15 protein-coding genes are annotated in these 16826 nt (G+C 61.6%); 1 reads left to right on the plus strand and 14 read right to left on the minus strand.

Annotated features, from left to right (window positions below; translation table 11 throughout):
* Positions 1-2: 2 nt before the first annotated feature.
* The 8 genes from ASE26_RS22245 to ASE26_RS22280 form a co-directional block, all read right to left on the minus strand.
* Entirely contained in the window at positions 3-3635 is a 3633-nt protein-coding gene (locus ASE26_RS22245; protein ID WP_055924343.1) for a pilus assembly protein, read from the minus strand.
* A gap of 15 nt (positions 3636-3650) precedes the next feature.
* Positions 3651-4286, minus strand: coding sequence for a hypothetical protein (locus ASE26_RS22250; protein WP_055924346.1), 636 nt, complete (start codon positions 4284-4286; stop codon positions 3651-3653).
* Positions 4287-4290: 4 nt separating this feature from the next.
* Positions 4291-5397: a PilW family protein gene (locus ASE26_RS22255; RefSeq protein ID WP_057246966.1), complete on the minus strand. Its 1107-nt coding sequence runs from the start codon at positions 5395-5397 to the stop codon at positions 4291-4293.
* Between the two features lie 15 nt (positions 5398-5412).
* Positions 5413-5802, minus strand: coding sequence for a prepilin-type N-terminal cleavage/methylation domain-containing protein (locus ASE26_RS22260; RefSeq protein ID WP_055924352.1), 390 nt, complete (start codon positions 5800-5802; stop codon positions 5413-5415).
* A gap of 10 nt (positions 5803-5812) precedes the next feature.
* Positions 5813-6409: a GspH/FimT family pseudopilin gene (locus ASE26_RS22265; RefSeq protein WP_082507056.1), complete on the minus strand. Its 597-nt coding sequence runs from the start codon at positions 6407-6409 to the stop codon at positions 5813-5815.
* Positions 6403-6861, minus strand: a complete 459-nt coding sequence (locus ASE26_RS22270) for a type IV pilin protein (protein ID WP_055924357.1) — start codon at positions 6859-6861, stop codon at positions 6403-6405. The genes ASE26_RS22265 and ASE26_RS22270 overlap by 7 nt, the downstream gene beginning before the upstream one ends.
* Before the next feature lie 97 nt (positions 6862-6958).
* Positions 6959-8299 carry a sensor histidine kinase gene (locus ASE26_RS22275; RefSeq protein ID WP_055924360.1) on the minus strand — a complete coding sequence of 447 codons (1341 nt, stop codon included), beginning with the start codon at positions 8297-8299 and terminating at the stop codon, positions 6959-6961.
* A gap of 5 nt (positions 8300-8304) precedes the next feature.
* Complete coding sequence (locus ASE26_RS22280; protein ID WP_055924363.1) at positions 8305-8976, minus strand: response regulator transcription factor; 672 nt, start codon at positions 8974-8976, stop codon at positions 8305-8307.
* A gap of 308 nt (positions 8977-9284) precedes the next feature.
* Here ASE26_RS22280 and ASE26_RS22285 point away from each other — a divergent pair, with 308 nt between their 5' ends.
* Positions 9285-10094 (plus strand): Crp/Fnr family transcriptional regulator, encoded by an 810-nt coding sequence (locus tag ASE26_RS22285; protein WP_055924366.1) that lies wholly within the window; start codon positions 9285-9287, stop codon positions 10092-10094.
* Here ASE26_RS22285 and ASE26_RS22290 read toward each other — a convergent pair.
* From ASE26_RS22290 to pheS, 6 genes are all read right to left on the minus strand, one after another.
* The gene (locus ASE26_RS22290; RefSeq protein ID WP_057246967.1) at positions 9997-11529 is read right to left on the minus strand and encodes a CHASE3 domain-containing protein; all 1533 of its coding nucleotides are present in this window, start codon (positions 11527-11529) and stop codon (positions 9997-9999) included. The genes ASE26_RS22285 and ASE26_RS22290 overlap by 98 nt on opposite strands.
* 81 nt (positions 11530-11610) lie before the next feature.
* Positions 11611-12243 (minus strand): response regulator transcription factor, encoded by a 633-nt coding sequence (locus ASE26_RS22295; protein ID WP_055924372.1) that lies wholly within the window; start codon positions 12241-12243, stop codon positions 11611-11613.
* A 154-nt stretch (positions 12244-12397) separates the two neighbouring features.
* Positions 12398-12796 carry a MerR family transcriptional regulator gene (locus tag ASE26_RS22300; RefSeq protein ID WP_055924375.1) on the minus strand — a complete coding sequence of 133 codons (399 nt, stop codon included), beginning with the start codon at positions 12794-12796 and terminating at the stop codon, positions 12398-12400.
* Positions 12797-12813: 17 nt separating this feature from the next.
* Positions 12814-13161 (minus strand): integration host factor subunit alpha, encoded by a 348-nt coding sequence (locus tag ASE26_RS22305; RefSeq protein ID WP_055925271.1) that lies wholly within the window; start codon positions 13159-13161, stop codon positions 12814-12816.
* Positions 13162-13298: 137 nt separating this feature from the next.
* Positions 13299-15725 carry a phenylalanine--tRNA ligase subunit beta gene (pheT, locus tag ASE26_RS22310; RefSeq protein WP_055924378.1) on the minus strand — a complete coding sequence of 809 codons (2427 nt, stop codon included), beginning with the start codon at positions 15723-15725 and terminating at the stop codon, positions 13299-13301.
* Positions 15726-15747: 22 nt separating this feature from the next.
* The gene (gene pheS, locus ASE26_RS22315; RefSeq protein ID WP_055924381.1) at positions 15748-16764 is read right to left on the minus strand and encodes a phenylalanine--tRNA ligase subunit alpha; all 1017 of its coding nucleotides are present in this window, start codon (positions 16762-16764) and stop codon (positions 15748-15750) included.
* Positions 16765-16826: the final 62 nt, after the last annotated feature.

The following is a 16826-nucleotide window of genomic DNA, read 5'->3' on the forward strand; positions in this document are numbered from 1 at the left end:
GGTCAGTCCGAGATCTCGCGCCACAGGACGCGGACCTTGGCGTCATTGTCACCAGGCGGCCCGAGGCGCATGACAGCCGGCACCCCGATGCCTTTCGACGCACCCACCGGATAAATCAGCGGCGTGCCGGATGGCAGCTTGACCACACTGGTGCCAACGATCGGCGTTGCGTACTTCAGGCCGGCCGGGATGTTGGTCTGGACGTTGCCGCCAGTCCTGTAGTCGATCTGGTACAGCCAGCCATAACCGCCTGGCTGGCAGGCCGACACCGACGGCACCGTGGAGGAAAACACCAGCGTGCCCAGGAACAGCTGCGGCGCAATCGTGACGCGCTCGCCGGTGTCCGGCAAGTCGACACGCCAGCCCATCTTGGTGTTCCACTCAACTGCGGCGTTGGTGATGCTGCGGGTGGTGCCCGACGTCGTCACCGTCTGCGAAACCAGTGGGCTGCTGGCAGTGACCGTGGTGCTGCCATCGTCCTTGATGCCGAAGATGGTCTGGGTGCCAGTGTCGTCCAGGTCGCCCTGGCCCAGGTAGCGGCCAGTACCGTAGAACACGGCAAACTTGTCCTGGATTTCACCCATTGCCGGCGCAACCATGATTGGCTTGTCCGCAAATTCCGCCAGCTTCGTCGCCGTGCCGGCTTCCAGGTTGAAGCGCCACATGACGCCGGTCAGGTCGCCCCCATAAGCACCGATGGCGGTGTTATTCGTGGTGAAGTCAGGCGAGCGCACATTGATACGCGCCAGGCCGCTCGGGTTGGCAGTGCTGCCGACGCCGGTCGAAATGGTTTTCAGCAGCGTGCCGCTGGCCAGGTCGAGGATGAAGATATAACCGCGGCCATCGGCGCCGGCATATTTCGTCCCTTCCGGCACGTTGTTGTAGCCCGAAGCCAGCACGGCGACCCAGGTGCCGTTGGCCATCTTGGTAATGAAGGCCGTGCCGAAGCTGTAGCCCATGCGCGGATTGTCGTTGGCGGTATAGTTCCACAGCGGACGCGGGTCCGCCGGGTCGGTTACATCGACCGCATAGTAGCCGCGGCCGCCCTTGCCCATGGCGCCGATCAGGATGGTTTTCCAGCTGCCGTTGATCTTGGCATCGCTCATGGTCAACGGACCGTCCAGGTAGTAGCGGTGCTGGCTGCCGTAGTTGGCATCGGCCAGGCGCCACATGTCCGGCAGCACCGCCGGCGGCACATAGGCCCAGCGTTCCTCGCCGGTTTCGCCATCGAACGCATGCAGCATGCCGTCGTTGGAGGCCGCATACAGGGTCGGCTGGCGATCCACATTGGCAGCCTTGTATTCCAGGTAGCCGTCATCGCTGAAATTGTACGGCGGCGCCTTCACATAGATCGGCTGCGAGTGCACGATGTCGCCCAGGGCTTTTTCGCGGTCGCGGTACAGGCGCTCATAGGCGCCGTACGCGACGGTGCGATCCTGGTCTTCATTGCGGTCCTGGCCGCGCAGGTAATTCACCAGAGAAGCCGGGGTGGCAGCCGTGCGCTGCGTAGCCGACCATTCGCTCGCCTGGCTCAGCCGGCTGGTGTCGAACAGCGCAAGCTGCGCGGCAGTCAGGCCGCCGGTGCCGCTGGCGAACAGGGTGCGGGTGGTGCCGTTGGCAGTGTAAATAACGCGGCTGTCGGAATTGCCCGCCGCAGCGATCTTGTTGCGCAGCAGCGGTTCCGCCTGCCACAGCGGCGTGGTCGATACTGCGCCAGTGGACAGGTTGATGGAATAGCCGCTGACGTCGCCGTCCCATTTCACGGTGCGGTAAGTTGCCACGTAAATGAAGTTGTCGCCTGCGGTAGGCTGCAGGGCGCTGGTTGCCGCCGCCGCGCCGTTGCCGGTCACGCTGTCGATGCTGCGCAGCGCGCGGCGCAGGCCGCCTTCCAGCGCTTCCGGGTCACGCGTGCTGAAGTAGGTGCCGCGGCCGTTGACTGCGCTGTGCCACAAGTCGTCAATAGTCTCGGGCGAGTTGCTGCTTGGCGCCGGCCACCTGGTGACGCCCTGCTTGATGTTGAAGTAGTCGCCCGAGCTATTGGTCTTGTAGTTCGGATCGTATGTCAGCGTACCATCTACCCCGAGGCCGATGGTGAACGTGGTCATGTGCTGATGCTGCGCCACGTCGTCCACGTCCGCATTCGCGCCCGATGGCGCAACGTTGTCGGTACACACATCTTTCGTCGTGCATGATGAACGCAGGTCGGTGTGGTAGTAGTAATACGCCACGTCCGCCAGCGTGTTGCCGGTCTTCAGGGCATCGCGCGATGGCAGTGACACGCCCGCGGCGCCATCGGTGTCGCCTACTCCGCTATAGCCGTCGTTCCAATAGCCATCCGTTGCCAGGATGGTGAAGTTCTTCTGGCAGGAATACTGCACCGGATCCCTGTAGGTGGTGCTCGTGCCCATGTACATCTTGCCCAGCGAATCGAGCGAATTGCGCAGTGGGGTACCGCCCAGCGGATCGAAGCTGTACAGGTTGGTGTAAAACGATTCCTTCTGGGTTGTGTCGAAGTTCTCGATATTCAGTGCGATCGGGTTGTTAATCGTGGTCAAGCCAATACGGGCGTGCAGATAGGCAGAGTCATCAGGATCGGTGGACACCGGGGTGCCGCGCACGTCCTTGAATGCCTGTCCAATCGCGCTCTTGGTCATCTGGGTACGGGTGCGGTACCACGCAAACCAGTTGGCGAAATTCGACATTTCCTCGGCATACGTGCAGGTGGCGCCGGCGCAATCGCTGCGACCGGAAGCCTTGGTCGGAAACACCGTGCCCGGCTTGATGTCGACGCGCGACCAGTTGAAGTAGCGCACGTACTTGTAGGTGGCGGTCTTCTTGGCCTGGCAGGTGCCGGCCTTGCCGAAATTCTGGTTCGGCGTGCTATCCGCTGTGTTGCACCACTCAACGCTCACATTGTAGTAGTAAGGTGCGCCATCCACCGAAACCAGGTTCCTGTATGTGCCGTCCGGATAGGAATAGTTGCCACCCACCACCTCCGATCTGCAATTGGTGCTCGGCGGCACGTCATTGGAGCTCTTGCACCACATGCGCTCCGGATACCCTGTCACCAGATTTACCGTGGCGGTTCTCGACAGGCGCGGGCAGTTGCCGCCCGAGACCACCCCTTTGCAGGGGTTGGCGCTTGGCTGTTCGGCACTGGTCTCGTCGATCGCCTGCACGCCGTAACCATCGCTGGCCACGGTACTCCAGGGCGAGCCATAGGCGGTCTTGCCGTTATGGTCGGGCAATAAGCTGCCGTCGGCCTTGGTCGGCCACGAATACCGGATCGCCGGGTTGTAGTACAGGCCGTTGAAGGCGCTGGCAAAGAATGGCGCGTCACCGGGTTCGCACACGACCAGCGTATTGCTGCTGTTCGGCCCGCGGCACATGGTGCCGAAGTTGCCAAGCGAGGTGTAGCGCACGTAATCGGGCATATAGCTCCACGCCATACTGCCCGAATTGTCGAGGTCCAACATAATGTTGGGCAAAATAGGCGCGGTGGTGGCGTTGGCCAGCGGAATATCCGCCAGTTCGGTGGGGGCGGCAGCGGCCGGCTGCATGGCCAGCATCAGGCCCAGCCCGAGCGCGGCAAGCGAGGCACGCAGGCCTGGCTGTGGGACATTGGTCCAGTCCATTTGATATCTCCTGCGTTAGATTGAGACCACAGCCTGAACGTAGCTGGTGGTATTCCTCGGCCCGGTTACCCGTGCCGTAATGCGGTAGAAAGCGCGGATCGACGAATTGTCGATTTCGCCTTCGTGATAGCCGCCCATCTGGGCTTCCGCGCCGTCGTTCTTGCCCTTCATGAACACCTGCTGCGTGGAGCAGGTCCGGGCATCGAGCGCACCGGCGGCATCGCACATGCGGTGGATGACATAGGCCACGTCGTTGCCGGCCGCGTCCTTCTGCAGCTTGGTGACAGCGCCGCCGTCATCCCAGTCCAGGTCGTCGGCCGCAGTGGGTTCCGGATCGCGTTTGTTGCCGGTCAGGTCCAGGGCGTCCTGGCGCGTTGCATAGTAGCCGCTCGCTGGCAAATCCTGGTCCAGCAAGCCGGTTGGCGCATTCTGGGTCAACCAGGTAATTGCCGCTTCCACACCGGCGTCGCCGCTGGCGGTGGCGCTTTGCTTGAAGGCCAGGTTGCCGGCGATCACGGCCGTGGTATCGACCGAGCGCAGCAATGCAATGCCGGCCAGCGTCATGGCCACCAGCACAATCAGGGTGACAGGCAGGATCACGCCCTGCTGCCATGCTTGCCGGACTGCGCCGGCTTGTTTGTTGTGGTTCATGGTCTTATCCCCAAATGACATTGCGCAACGGCACAATCGTCTCGAACACTTTGTAGCGGTAGCACTTCCAGTCGGCCGGATAGCTGGTGGTCTTGAAGGTTGCCCAGCTTGACCAGTTAGCGACCATGGTATCGGTCGTAGTGGTGCATTGCGCACCGGCAGCCGGCTTCTCGTACTGCACACTGCGCGCCACCAGGGCGACGCGCACCGCTTTGACGAGCAGGAATTGCGCCGGCGTTGGATGGGCCCAGGTACCGGTGGCCGAGACCCAGGAATCGACCTTTTTCGGGTCGGCAAGCGCGATCCCGTACTGAAGCTGCATGTCGACGATTTCCGGCTCCACCACATCGTTCACGATTGCCGGGTTGGCCGAATTATCGGAACGCAGCAACTGGTGCAGGTTATTCACGCTATAGGAGCGCTGGTACAAGGCGCCGCCCGGCGGCGCGCCGAAACAGGACAGTTTTGCCGTCTTCGTGTAGGCAGGCCAGTTGTTGGCAGTCTGGTAGGCGGCCGGTGGATTGTAATGTCCGCTGGCGCCGGGATTGTGCTGGATTTTCAGGGCCTCGTCCTGGATCTGGGTCGCCTGCATCAGCGTGCACTTACCGTTCTGCTGCACCAGGATCATGTCGCCCTCACGGCAGCCTGCCGTGTTGCCGACATTGAGTTCGGCCGATGGCTGCGGCATATTGCTGCGCAGTTCCGTGCTGGACGGGTAGCGGAACGAACCTTCCTTTGGGTTGGCGAAGTACTGCACCAGGAAGCTGTCGGGGTTGTCGCCGCCATCGGTGATCACGGCTGGCGCCATCGATAAGCCAGTGAGCGGGCCGGCCGTACCGCCGCAGCTGATGTCGCCGTCGCAGTAGCTGTAGGTCGTATTGCAGCCGGAGAACATCGAATTGGCCATGCCCCAGCCTGCCATCTTGCCATCGCGTTCGATCATGGACAGGGCAATCGCGCCGTTGCTCTGCGCATCGGCGCCGCCGGTGGCGGTGCGCTTTTGCCCTTCCGCCTGGCTGAACACCTGCATTACGACCACCATGGCCAGCATGCCGACGCCCAGGCCCACCATGATCTCGACCAGGCCGAAACCGTTTTGCTTGTCGTGCATTGGATTATTCCTTTTTTAACCGGCGATAAACTGCACGCTGGTCTGTGTGTGAGCCTGGCTTTCGCCCGGCGCTTTCCAACTGACGGACACCGTGACCGTAACGCCTGCCGCAGCGTTCCATGGCCCCGACACCGCGATGGTCAGTTTCCCGTTCGGCAAAGTGCTGACTGCCTGGTCCCTGACGACATACGCCTGGACGTTCTCGCGATCCACCCAAATCGCGCCCAGCGACTGGCTGACGAGATTGGCCGCGTCGATGCGGTACTTGGCGTCGCTTACCTGGCGCACGGAAGCCGACTGCAAGCCGACAATGGCCAGCACGCCGAATGCAAAGATGACGATGGCAACCAGGGCCTCTACCAGCGCTATGCCGCTTTGCTTGCGCAATGTGCGTTGAGATTTCATGAATTTCTCCTTAGCTGCAGCCGCGAGGGTCGGTGGCAAACGCGATCTTCGGGTCGCACATGCGAATCTGGCCGCCGCTTGACACCACCACCACATAGCGGCGCGCGCTGGCGTTGGCCGTGCTGGTCACGTCGGCGCGGTTGAACAGGGATCCCGCCGGCGGCGTCAACACACGGCCCAGTCCATCGAAATTGACTTCGGCCGGCAGTGCGCCCGCGTCCGTGATCAGGGCCGTGAAATAGCCGGCGGGCGCCGGCACCGGAATCGGGTCGGCGCTGACGGTCACTTTGGCCATCGCGCCGCTTTCAGCAGCCGGACGGCTCTGGATGTCAGCAGGGCAATTGGCAGTCACGGTCGGGCAGCCGACAGTCCAGCTTACCTTGCCGTCCACGTCGGTCAGGCTGAAGCGCACCACCGTATTGCGCCGCACCGCTTCGGCGCGCGCAGTCTGCAAGCCGTTCAGGATCGATTCGGCGGCAGTGCGGTTATGCGTGTCCTGGATCCAGCTGGAGAACGCCGGAATGCCCATCGCCAGCAGGCCTGCGAGGATGGCAACGCTGACCATCACCTCGATCAGCGTCATGCCCTGTTGGCGACGGCTTAACATGCGCCACCCTTTTTGCGCACCCAGCAGGTAATCGGCGCCGAGTCGGAGGCCGTGCCCCAGCCAGTTGGCAAGGCAACGGTCTTCTTGTTGTTCGACTCGTCGATCGTGTAGGCGAAACCGGCGACCGCGCCGCTGCCCACGGCCTTCACGACATAGGTGGTGGCGGTCAGGGTTGGACAGGTATAGGTGAAGTCATCCGCAGCTGGCAGCGCGGCAATGGTGCCGGCGGCGCAGGCGCCAATATAAGTGCGGTTGTCCTGGAAGTATTGCTCCAGCTTGGCGCGCATGGCGGAAAGGTTATTGGTCGCCTGCGGCAGGCGGCCGGTCTTGATGTAATCCGAATAGGCGGGGATTGCCACCGCGGCAAGGATGGCAATGATTGCCACTGTCACCATCAGTTCAATCAGCGTGAAGCCCATCTGGCGGGATGCGCTGGCCTGGTGCTGGTCCATGTATTTGCTCCAAAACTGGTATTTGATAATGCAAGTCTAGACAAGCAAGCTTGCATTACCCTGAGGAAAACCTGACAAATACCTGACAGGAGCAGTTTTATGAGGGGAAATACACGGAAAACAGTGCGCCCCGCCCACTGGCAGGGGTGTCGATGGCCACGCTGGCGCCATGGGCAGTGGCAATATCGCGCACAATGGCCAGGCCGATGCCACTGCCATTGGTCTTTTCATCGAGCCGCTGGAAGCGCTGGAAGACGGCGGTGCGCTTGGCCGGCGGGATGCCGGGGCCGGAGTCTTCCACCGTCAGCATGCCGCCGCCCAGGTGCGGGAAGCAGCTGACCGTCACCGTACCTTGGGGCGGCGTGTAGCGGATGGCATTGTCGACCAGGTTATCGACCAGGTCGCGCAGCAGGAAACGGTCGCCGGTGACTTTGGTGTGCTGCAAGTCGAAGCCAAGGTCGATATCCTTGCGCAGCGCCTGCTCCACGAAATGCTGGATCGACTCTTCCAGCAACTGGTCGAGCGACATGCGCTCCATGCGCGTCTTGCGCAAGGGGCCGGGCTCGGCACGCGCCAGCGCCAGCAACTGGTTGACCTGGCGGATCATTCGCTCGATCGAGGCCTGCATCATCGCCAGCGACGAGGCCACGGCAGGCGTGCATTGCTGCGCCGCCAGCAGTTCGATCTGGGTCCGCATGCCGGCCAGCGGCGTGCGCAACTGGTGCGCCACGTTGGCCAGGAAGTCCTGCTGCGCCTGCGCGCCTTCACGCACGCGTTCCAGCAGGCCATTGAAAGAGCGCACCATCGGCATTACTTCCAGCGGCACGTCGGCCGGCGGGATCGGCGACACGTCTTCGGCGCTGCGCGCCTGGATTCCGGCCCTTACCTTATGCAGCGGCGCCAGGCCGCTGGTCACCGACAACCACACCAGCCCAACCGAGGCCAGCGTGAACACGGCCGCCAGCGGCAGCATGGCGCGCACGATGGCGGTACGGGCCTGGCCGCGCTTGCGCAGTGTCTTGGCCACCACCACGATGCCCTGCTGCTGGCCGGTCAGCACCGGCAGCGCCACCATGCGCACCGGGTTCATTTCCACCACGCTGTCGACTGCGGGCGCACCGGCACGCGCCGGCAGTCGCGGCAACATGCGGTCGCCCGCCACCAGGCGGCCCTGGCTGTCGCGCACGGAAAAATACACTTTGTCGAATTCGTCTTCCCGCAGCACGCGTTCGGCGGCCGGCAGCAAGTCCAGCACCAGCCGCCCTTCACGTTCGCTGACATGGGCGCCCAGCATGGCGGCGGCGTCGCTCAGCGACTGGTCAAAGGCAATCTGGGCCGGGATCCAGGCCAGCGCATAGCTCAGCGTCACGCCGGCCAGGTTCAGCAAAAGAACCGGGCCGATCAGCCACTTGAGCAGGCGCAGGCGGATGCTATCCAAGGATCTTACCCATTGGCCGGTTCCAGCATATAGCCAAAGCCGCGGATGGTGCGGATGCTGATGCCGGCATCGGCGGTCTTCTGGCGGATGCGCGAAATGTAGACCTCGACCGCGTTGGGCGTCACATCCTCGCCCCACGGCAAGATGGCATCGATAATCTGCTGTTTGCTGACCACGCGCGCACTATGCTGCAGCAGGTATTCCAGCACTGCCCATTCGCGCACCGACAGGTCGATCACCGCATCGCGCACGCGGGCGCGCTTGGCCCCGAGGTCCAGCACCAGCGAACCCATTTGCAGCACGCTGGGTTTGGGTGCGTGGCGCCGCGCCAGCGCCCGCAGGCGCGCCACCAGTTCCGGCGTGGCAAACGGCTTGACCAGGTAATCGTCGGCGCCCAGTTCCAGGCCGCGCACGCGGTCTTCCACCGCATCGCGCGCCGTCAGCAACAGGACGGGCAACTGGCTGCCGCGGGCGCGCAGGCGGCGCACTACTTCAAAGCCGTCCAGCCCCGGCAGGCCGATATCGAGCACCAGCACGTCGACCGGGCCCGGGCGCTGCAGCACGGCATCGGCTTCGCTGCCGTTTTGCAGCAGCTCCACCTTCATGCCATGGCCGGACAACACCCGGAGCACGCCATCGGCCAATACTGCGTCGTCTTCTACCAGGATTACGTGCATGAGGCTTGGAATAAGTTGAATACCGCGCATTATGCCCCGATTCATCACGAGGTAACAATTGGCAACTGATGGGCAACACGGTCCGATGCGGCCCTGCCGGTACCCATTTTCAACAGTGCGCCAGCTAAAATTACAATGTTGTAGGACTAGCCTGACAAACTGCCATGTTGCCAGCCTACATGAAGGAGGTAACAGGTCTTATGTTCATCTCTCACATAGAAAATTAAAGTATTACCAACGCGATCGGCAAGCAGCACGTCTAGGAATGCCGACTGCAATACCGTGTACTTTAGTTCTGTGAGGATAAAATGAACAACACTCAACTTAGCATCTCTGCCAGGAACTCGCTGTCGCAAGCAATGCCTATTGGTTCGACCGAGTTCAAAGTTGCGTCCCGGCCTGTTGTCAGCTACAGCGGCGCCCAGCAAAACGAACTGCTGGCAGCCCTCCCTCGTGAAGCACTGGAAGCCCTGTTTGAGCACCTTGAGCTGGTGCAGTTGCCCTTCGGCAAGGAATTGTTTGAATTCGGCAGCAAGCTCGAATATGTGTATTTCCCGACCACCGCCATCCTGTCCCTGTTGTACGTGATGGAAGACGGGGCCACCACCGAGATCGCCGTCGTCGGCCACGAAGGCGTGGTAGGCGTGTCGATGTTTGCCGGTGAACGCGCCATGAGCACCGCCGTGGTGCAAAGCGCCGGCTACGGCTACCGCCTGAAAGCGCAAGCCCTGCGCGACGCTTTCAACCAGGGCGGCGCCCTGCCCCAGCTGCTGATGCGCTATAACGCGGCATTGTTTGCGCAGATGGCGCAAAACGCCGTCGGCGGCCGCCACAGCTCGATCGAGCAGAAACTCTGCCGCTGGCTGCTCGATCGCCTGGACCGTTCCGCCAGCAACGAACTGAAGGTGACCCAGGAAATGATTTCGATCATGCTGGGCGTACGCCGCGAATCCATCACCGCCGCCGCCGGCAAGCTGCAGGAAGACGGCATGATCACCTACCGCCGCGGCAACATCACGGTCATTGATCGTGAAGGTCTGGAACGATATGCGGGCGAATGCTATAAGGTGGCGAAGGTTGAGTATGATCGCCTGCTCGCTGATGTAGCGTGCTGCTAGGATGCAGCATTGCCGGGGGCACGGCGCCGACTGTGCGCTTGCCCCGGCCTTTCAGGGGAATATAAACCTCGATACAGGTTCCCCGGTCTCCCCGCCCCCGGCGGATGTTCAGAATCCCGCCCAGCAACAAAGCCCGCTCCCGCATCCCCAGCAAGCCATGCGACATCGGCTTGGCCAGCGTAGGAGCGGCAATCCCGATACCATCGTCGATAATGCGCAGCACCAGCATGTCGTCGCGCTGCAGCTTGAGCGAGACGCTGACATGGCCGGCCTTGGCATATTTGCGGATATTGGTCAGCGATTCCTGCACGATACGGAACAAGGCAATCGACAGGCTGCTGTCGCCCGCCTTGGCCACTGCATCGATGTCGGGGCCAATCTCGGTCTCGCACGGGATATTGGCCATGCGCGTGAAGTCTTCGCAGTAGCTGTCGATCGCCGCGCACAGCCCCAGGTTGTCCAGCAGGCTTGGGCGCAAATCTTCGATGATGCGGCGCTTCAGCTCCACCGTATCGACCAGCGTACCGCGCGCCCGGCGCAATTGCGCGGCCAGTTCCGGATTGGTCTTTTGCAGCTGGTGCGCGACAGCGGCGATATCCATGCTGATCGAAGTCAGGTTGGCACCCATCTCGTCGTGCAGCTCGCGCGACAGGCGCATCTTTTCTTCTTCGCTGATTGAAATCAGGTGGCGCGACAGCACCGATAGTTGTTCGGTACGCTGCTGCACCATCGATTCCAGGCTTTCATTGGACAGCTGCAGCGCATGCTCCACCGCTGCCCGGTGCACGAAGCTGCGCCTTACCAGCTGGTAGAACATCACCAGCACCACGATCGCGATGGCGTTGATGCCGGCCCCCATCACCACAGCCTTCTGGTATTCCTGGTAGAAGCTGGCGGCGCGCGCCGACATCGCCTCGCCCTGCTCGCGCACCATGATCACCACTTGCAGGCGGATTTCATCCATGCCGCTGCGCTCGTCGCTGACCCTGGCGATATTGACGATGTCGTCCAGCCCGCCGTGCCTGTAGACTTCGATCGCCTGGGTCAGGATGGCCACGCGCTTGCGCACCAGCACCTGCAATTGCTGCAGGTTTTTCAACTGGATAGGGTTATTGGCGAGCAGCTTTTCCAGCTCGCGGAATTGATGCTCGGATTCCGTCACCACCGAGCGCGTCGGCCCGAGGTAGGTCTCCTTGCCGGAAATGAAGTAGCCGCGCGCACTGCTGTCGGCATCCAGGACCAGCACATTCAGATACTGCAAGCGCTCGGCCACGCGCGAGCTCAGGGCCAACTGTTCATTGGCACCTTTCAGCGATTGCAGGTTATGGAACAGGCTGAAACCGTTGACAATCAGGATCAGCGCGCAGGTGACGCACAAGAGCGTTTTATAAAGCGGCAGCCGGTGCCGCGGCGCTGGTTCGATGGTGAAGTACATTTTCCCCATTATAGACCCGCAGCAAGATGCTGCCGCACGGAAAGCTAATTGTGCAGCACCGCAAAAATGTAACCAGACGTATCAGTCCAGCAGGTTGTTTTTCATTGCGTAGTACGTCAAGTCACTATTCGACTGCAAGCCCATCTTCTCCATAATGCGCGTGCGGTAGGTACTGACGGTCTTGATGCTCAGCGAAAGCGCCGTGCCGATGTCGGACACGGTGGCGCCGCGTGCCAGGCGCAGGAACACCTGGAATTCGCGGTCCGACAGCTCCGTATGCAGGGCCGTATTCGGATCGCGGTCGAAGCTTTGCGCCAGCAGTTCACCCACTTGCGAACTGACATAGCGCCGCCCCTGGTGCACCGTGCGCACGGCATTGATCAGCTCTTCCGGGTCGCATTCCTTGTTCAGGTACCCGTTGGCGCCCATCTTGAACAGGTTGAGCGCATATTGCTGGGCTGGATAGCCGGACAGGATCAGCACCGGCAAGTCCGGCTGGCCCTGGCGGATGGTACGCAGAGTATCGATACCGCTCTGGTCCGGCATGGCGATGTCAAGCAAAAGCACATCGCACACTTCCTTGCGTGCGATGTCGAGCGCCTCGCGCCCGGTACTCCCTTCGGCGACTACGCTGAATTCGTCCGACGACGAAAAGATTTGCTTGAAACCTGCCCGTACAATCTGGTGGTCATCACAGATGGCTACGCGAATCATTGTCTTCCCTCTTGAATTCCTAGCTTGGGAACGGAGCCAGCGTCTGCAGTATCACTAGCAAAATCATAACGTTAATATTGTAGCACCAATGGTTTAACAGTTTAGCCGAGTCTAACCGAAAAAAAGGACGCCTAAGCGCCCTTGCTACAGCTGCTTACAACTTTAGTAGCTTGAGGATGCTGTGCAGCTCGCTGCGCAGCATTTCCCGGTCCAGCGGCGGCGCTTCGTGTGCCATGCCAGGAGCTTCATCATACTCGCCTTGCGCCGAATCGGCAGCGCGGCTATCAAGCTTGTTGCGGGCACCGCTGATCGTAAAGCCCTGCTCGTACAGCAACTCGCGGATGCGGCGGATCAGCAGCACTTCATGATGCTGGTAATAGCGGCGGTTGCCGCGCCGTTTGACCGGTTTCAGCTGGGTGAATTCCTGCTCCCAATAGCGCAGCACATGCGGCTTGACGCCGCACAGTTCGCTGACCTCGCCAATGGTGAAATAGCGCTTCGCCGGAATCGGCGGCAACACTACCAGGTCTGCCTTGCCAGGTCGGTCGGTCATTCACGCACCTATGCAGTTCAGGATGCGCGCGCCGTGCCGGCGCTGTCTTCGACCATGCCTTTCAGCTTTTGGCTGGCGTGGAACGTCACCACACGGCGTGCCGTGATCGGGATTTCCTCGCCGGTTTTCGGATTGCGGCCCGGACGCTGCGGCTTGTCGCGCAGCTGGAAGTTGCCGAAACCGGACAGCTTCACCGCCTCGCCACGTTCGAGCGCATTGCGGATTTCGTCAAAGAAGGTCTCGACCATGTCCTTGGCCTCGCGCTTGTTCAGGCCCACCTGTTCGAACAAAAGTTCGGCCAGTTCCGCCTTGGTCAGCGTAGGCAAATCTTTTTCAGCTTCCTGGCGTACCTTGGCATTCTGCATGGCGCTGTGCAGTTCGGCGTCCAATGCGGATTCAAGTACGGCGGAATCGACGTCGTTGTTATTAATTTTGCTGCCCTGCCTTTTAAAGTACATGAGTCCGGCAGTGCCGGACTCGCTGGTGATACTGGATTGTTAAATCAAGCCCGCAGTTTCGCACCGTGTGCCAGGACAACGTGAGCGGTCAGCGTCTTCATCAACTCGTCCACGACATCGTCCTGCAGGGTGTTTTGAGTATCTTGCAAGCTAAAGCGGAAAGCAAGCGATTTTTCGTCGCTTTCCAGGCCTTGGCCGCGATATTCATCAAACAAAACAATGGCTTGCACAATGCGCCCTTGAGCATGGGCCGTTACGGCGCCATGGAAGGCGTCGAGCAGGTCCTGCACTGGAACGGCTTGCTTCACCACCAAGGCCACGTCGCGCGCGGTGCCGGGGAACTTGGAAATCTCTTCATATTCTGGCACGTCGCGTTGCTGTAGCGCAACGGCATCGACTTCAAACAGGACCGGTGCCTTCGGCAGGTCGTACTTTTGCAGCCAGCGCGGATGCAATTCGCCGATGAAGCCGATGACTTTGCCGTCCAGCTCCACCGAAGCAGCGCGGCCCGGGTGGAGGGCTGGGTGCGCCAGCTTGGCAAAGCGCAGCTGGCGCGGCGCGAACAGGGCTTCCAGGTCGGCCTTGACGTCGAAGAAGTCGACGTCGCGGGCTTTCTGGCCCCACTGCTCGTCGGCGACCGGGCCGTAGGCCATGGCCGCAACGCGCTGCGGCTGGTCGTAGCCGGCCACGGTCAGCGGACCGTCCTGCACCGAGGCGTCGCGCTTGAAGATGGCGCCGACTTCGAACAGGCGCACGCGCGGCTGTTTGCGGTTCAGGTTGTAGCGCACATTAGCCACCAGGCTGCCGATCAGCGACGAGCGCATGACGGACATCTGGGAAGCGATCGGGTTCTGCAGCTTGATCGGGCTGTCGTTGCCGTTGAAATCGAGCTCCCACTGCGCTTCCACAAAGCTCATGTTGACCACTTCCTGGAAGCCCAGGTCGGCCAGCTGGTGGCGCACGGCGAAGATCGAGCGGGTATTTTCGGGGGCGATCAGCATCTCGGCCGCGGCCACCGGCGGCAGGGTCGGGATGTTCTCGAATCCGTACACACGGGCCACTTCTTCGATCAGGTCTTCCTCGATTTCGATGTCGAAGCGGTAGGACGGCGCGGTGACGCTGAATACCCCGTCGGCCAGCTTGAACTCGAGGCCCAGGCGCTTGAAGATGTCGGCGATCATGTCGTCGTTGAGCGCAACGCCGATCACCTTCGCCGCACGTGCAGTGCGCATTTGCACTGGCGCGCGCTGCGGCAGGTTGACGACCTGGTCGTCGATGGCGCCGACCATGGTGTCAGGCGTACCGCAGACTTCCAGCAGCAGCGCAGTGATGCGCTCCAGGTGCTCAGGGATCGAGGCGAAGTCCACGCCGCGCTCGAAGCGGTGCGCCGCGTCGGTCGAGAAGTTGTACTTGCGGGCACGGCCCTGGATGGCGTTCGGCCACCAGAATGCTGCTTCCAGGTAGATGTTGGCAGTGTCGTCCGACACGGCGGTGGCGTCGCCGCCCATGATGCCGGCCAGCGATTCCAGTTCCTTGTCGTCGGCGATTACGCCAACCCACTCATCGACTTCAATCGTGTTGCCGTTCAGGAGCTTGATCTGCTCGCCCTTCCTGCCCCAGCGGACGTCCAGCGAACCGTGGATCTTGTCGAGATCGAACACGTGCGAAGGACGGCCCATTTCCAGCATCACGTAGTTGGAAATGTCCACCAGTGCCGACACAGGGCGCTGGCCGCTGCGCTCCAGGCGCTGCTTCATCCAGGCCGGGGTTTCGGCTTTGGCGTTCAGGCCGCGGATTACGCGGCCGGCGAACCGGCCGCACAGGTCGGGTGCACTCACCTTCACTGCCAGCTTCTCGTCCAGCGTGACCGGCACGATGCGGTTCTGCGGCAGGCTCAGTTGCGAGCCGGTCAATGCCGCCACTTCGCGCGCCACGCCCAGCACCGACAGGCAGTCCGCCTTGTTCGGGGTCAGCTTGATGGTGAATTTCAGGTCGTTCAGCGCGAAGTAGTCGCGGATGTTCTGGCCGATCGGCGCGTCGTCCGGCAGCTCGATCAGGCCGCCGTGGTCTTCCGACAGCTTCAGTTCGCGCGCGGAGCACAGCATGCCCTGCGACTCGACGCCGCGCAGCTCGCCAACCTTGATTTCGAACGGCTTGCCGTCGGCGCCCGGCGGCAGTACGGCGCCGGCCATGGCGCATGCCACTTTCAGGCCCGGACGCACGTTCGGCGCGCCGCAGACGATGTTCAGCAGCGTGCCGGTGCCCACATCCACCTGGCAGACATTCAGGCGGTCGGCATTCGGGTGCTTGGCGGTTTCGCGCACATGGCCCACCACCACGTTGGTGAATGGCGGCGCGACAGGATCGATGTCTTCCACTTCGAGGCCGGACATGGTCAGCATGTGTGCCAGTTCATCCGAAGTCATCTTCGGATCGACCATTGTGCGCAGCCAGTTTTCAGAGAATTGCATGTTTGGGTGCCTTCGTATTCTTTTAGTTGAACTGTTTCAGGAAGCGCAAATCGCCTTCGTAGAACAGGCGCAGGTCATTCACGCCATAGCGCAGCATGGTCAGGCGCTCAAGGCCGGAGCCGAATGCGAAGCCGATGTACTTCTCTGGATCGAGGCCGAAGTTGCGCACCACGTTCGGATGCACCTGGCCCGAGCCGGACACTTCCAGCCAGCGCCCTTTCAGAGGGCCGCTGCCGAAGGCGATGTCGATCTCCGCCGACGGTTCGGTGAACGGGAAATACGAAGGACGGAAACGCACTTGCAGGTCGTCCGTCTCAAAGAAAGCTTTGACGAAATTCAGGTACACGCCCTTCAGGTCGGCGAAGGAAATGTCTTCCGCGATCCACAGGCCTTCGACCTGGTGGAACATCGGCGAATGGGTCGCATCGGAGTCGACGCGGTAGGTGCGGCCAGGTGCAATCACCTTGATCGGCGGCTTGTTGTTGCGCGCATAGCGCACCTGCATCGGCGAGGTGTGGGTACGCAGCAGCAGCGGCTTGCCGGTGCTGTCGTTGCCTTCAACGTAGAAGGTGTCCTGCATCGAGCGCGCCGGATGGTTCTCAGGCGAATTCAGTGCGGTGAAGTTGGTCCAGTCGGTTTCAATCTCAGGTCCGGCAGCGACGTCGAAGCCGATCGAGCGGAAGATCTCTTCCACACGCTCCCAGGTGCGCATCACGGGATGGATGCCGCCTTGGGAACGGCCGCGGCCCGGCAGCGATACGTCGATCGCTTCAGCATTCAGGCGCAGCTGCAGTTGGGCTTCGGCCAGCGCATCACGGCGCGCCGTCAGCGCGGCCTCGATCTGCACTTTGGCGGCATTGATCAGGGCGCCCTGCGCCTTCTTCTCTTCAGGGTCCAGTTTGCCCAGGCCCTTCATCATTTCGGTGATCTGGCCAGTCTTGCCAAGGTATTTGGCTTTGGCGTTTTCAAGTGCGGCAGCGTCTGCGGCGGCGAGGAAGTCAGCCTGCGCGGAGACGACGAGTTGTTCAAGCGAGTTCATCCGACTTTTTCCTGTTTTGGAAATTAAAAACGGGACATAGCTAAGCCATGTCCCGCTTCTTA

It is taken from the genome of Duganella sp. Root198D2 (assembly GCF_001428585.1).
In the GTDB taxonomy this organism is placed as follows: Bacteria; Pseudomonadota; Gammaproteobacteria; order Burkholderiales; family Burkholderiaceae_D; genus Rugamonas.

Coding starts and splice junctions, on each gene's coding strand:
- ASE26_RS22245 (WP_055924343.1), bottom strand. CDS start 3,635: ATGGACTGGACCAATGTCCCACAGCCAGGCCTGCGTGCCTCGCTTGCC.
- ASE26_RS22250 (WP_055924346.1), bottom strand. CDS start 4,286: ATGAACCACAACAAACAAGCCGGCGCAGTCCGGCAAGCATGGCAGCAG.
- ASE26_RS22255 (WP_057246966.1), bottom strand. CDS start 5,397: ATGCACGACAAGCAAAACGGTTTCGGCCTGGTCGAGATCATGGTGGGC.
- ASE26_RS22260 (WP_055924352.1), bottom strand. CDS start 5,802: ATGAAATCTCAACGCACATTGCGCAAGCAAAGCGGCATAGCGCTGGTA.
- ASE26_RS22265 (WP_082507056.1), bottom strand. CDS start 6,409: ATGTTAAGCCGTCGCCAACAGGGCATGACGCTGATCGAGGTGATGGTC.
- ASE26_RS22270 (WP_055924357.1), bottom strand. CDS start 6,861: ATGGACCAGCACCAGGCCAGCGCATCCCGCCAGATGGGCTTCACGCTG.
- ASE26_RS22280 (WP_055924363.1), bottom strand. CDS start 8,976: ATGCACGTAATCCTGGTAGAAGACGACGCAGTATTGGCCGATGGCGTG.
- ASE26_RS22285 (WP_055924366.1), top strand. CDS start 9,285: ATGAACAACACTCAACTTAGCATCTCTGCCAGGAACTCGCTGTCGCAA.
- ASE26_RS22290 (WP_057246967.1), bottom strand. CDS start 11,529: ATGTACTTCACCATCGAACCAGCGCCGCGGCACCGGCTGCCGCTTTAT.
- ASE26_RS22295 (WP_055924372.1), bottom strand. CDS start 12,243: ATGATTCGCGTAGCCATCTGTGATGACCACCAGATTGTACGGGCAGGT.
- ASE26_RS22300 (WP_055924375.1), bottom strand. CDS start 12,796: ATGACCGACCGACCTGGCAAGGCAGACCTGGTAGTGTTGCCGCCGATT.
- ASE26_RS22305 (WP_055925271.1), bottom strand. CDS start 13,161: ATGCAGAATGCCAAGGTACGCCAGGAAGCTGAAAAAGATTTGCCTACG.
- pheT (WP_055924378.1), bottom strand. CDS start 15,725: ATGCAATTCTCTGAAAACTGGCTGCGCACAATGGTCGATCCGAAGATG.
- pheS (WP_055924381.1), bottom strand. CDS start 16,764: ATGAACTCGCTTGAACAACTCGTCGTCTCCGCGCAGGCTGACTTCCTC.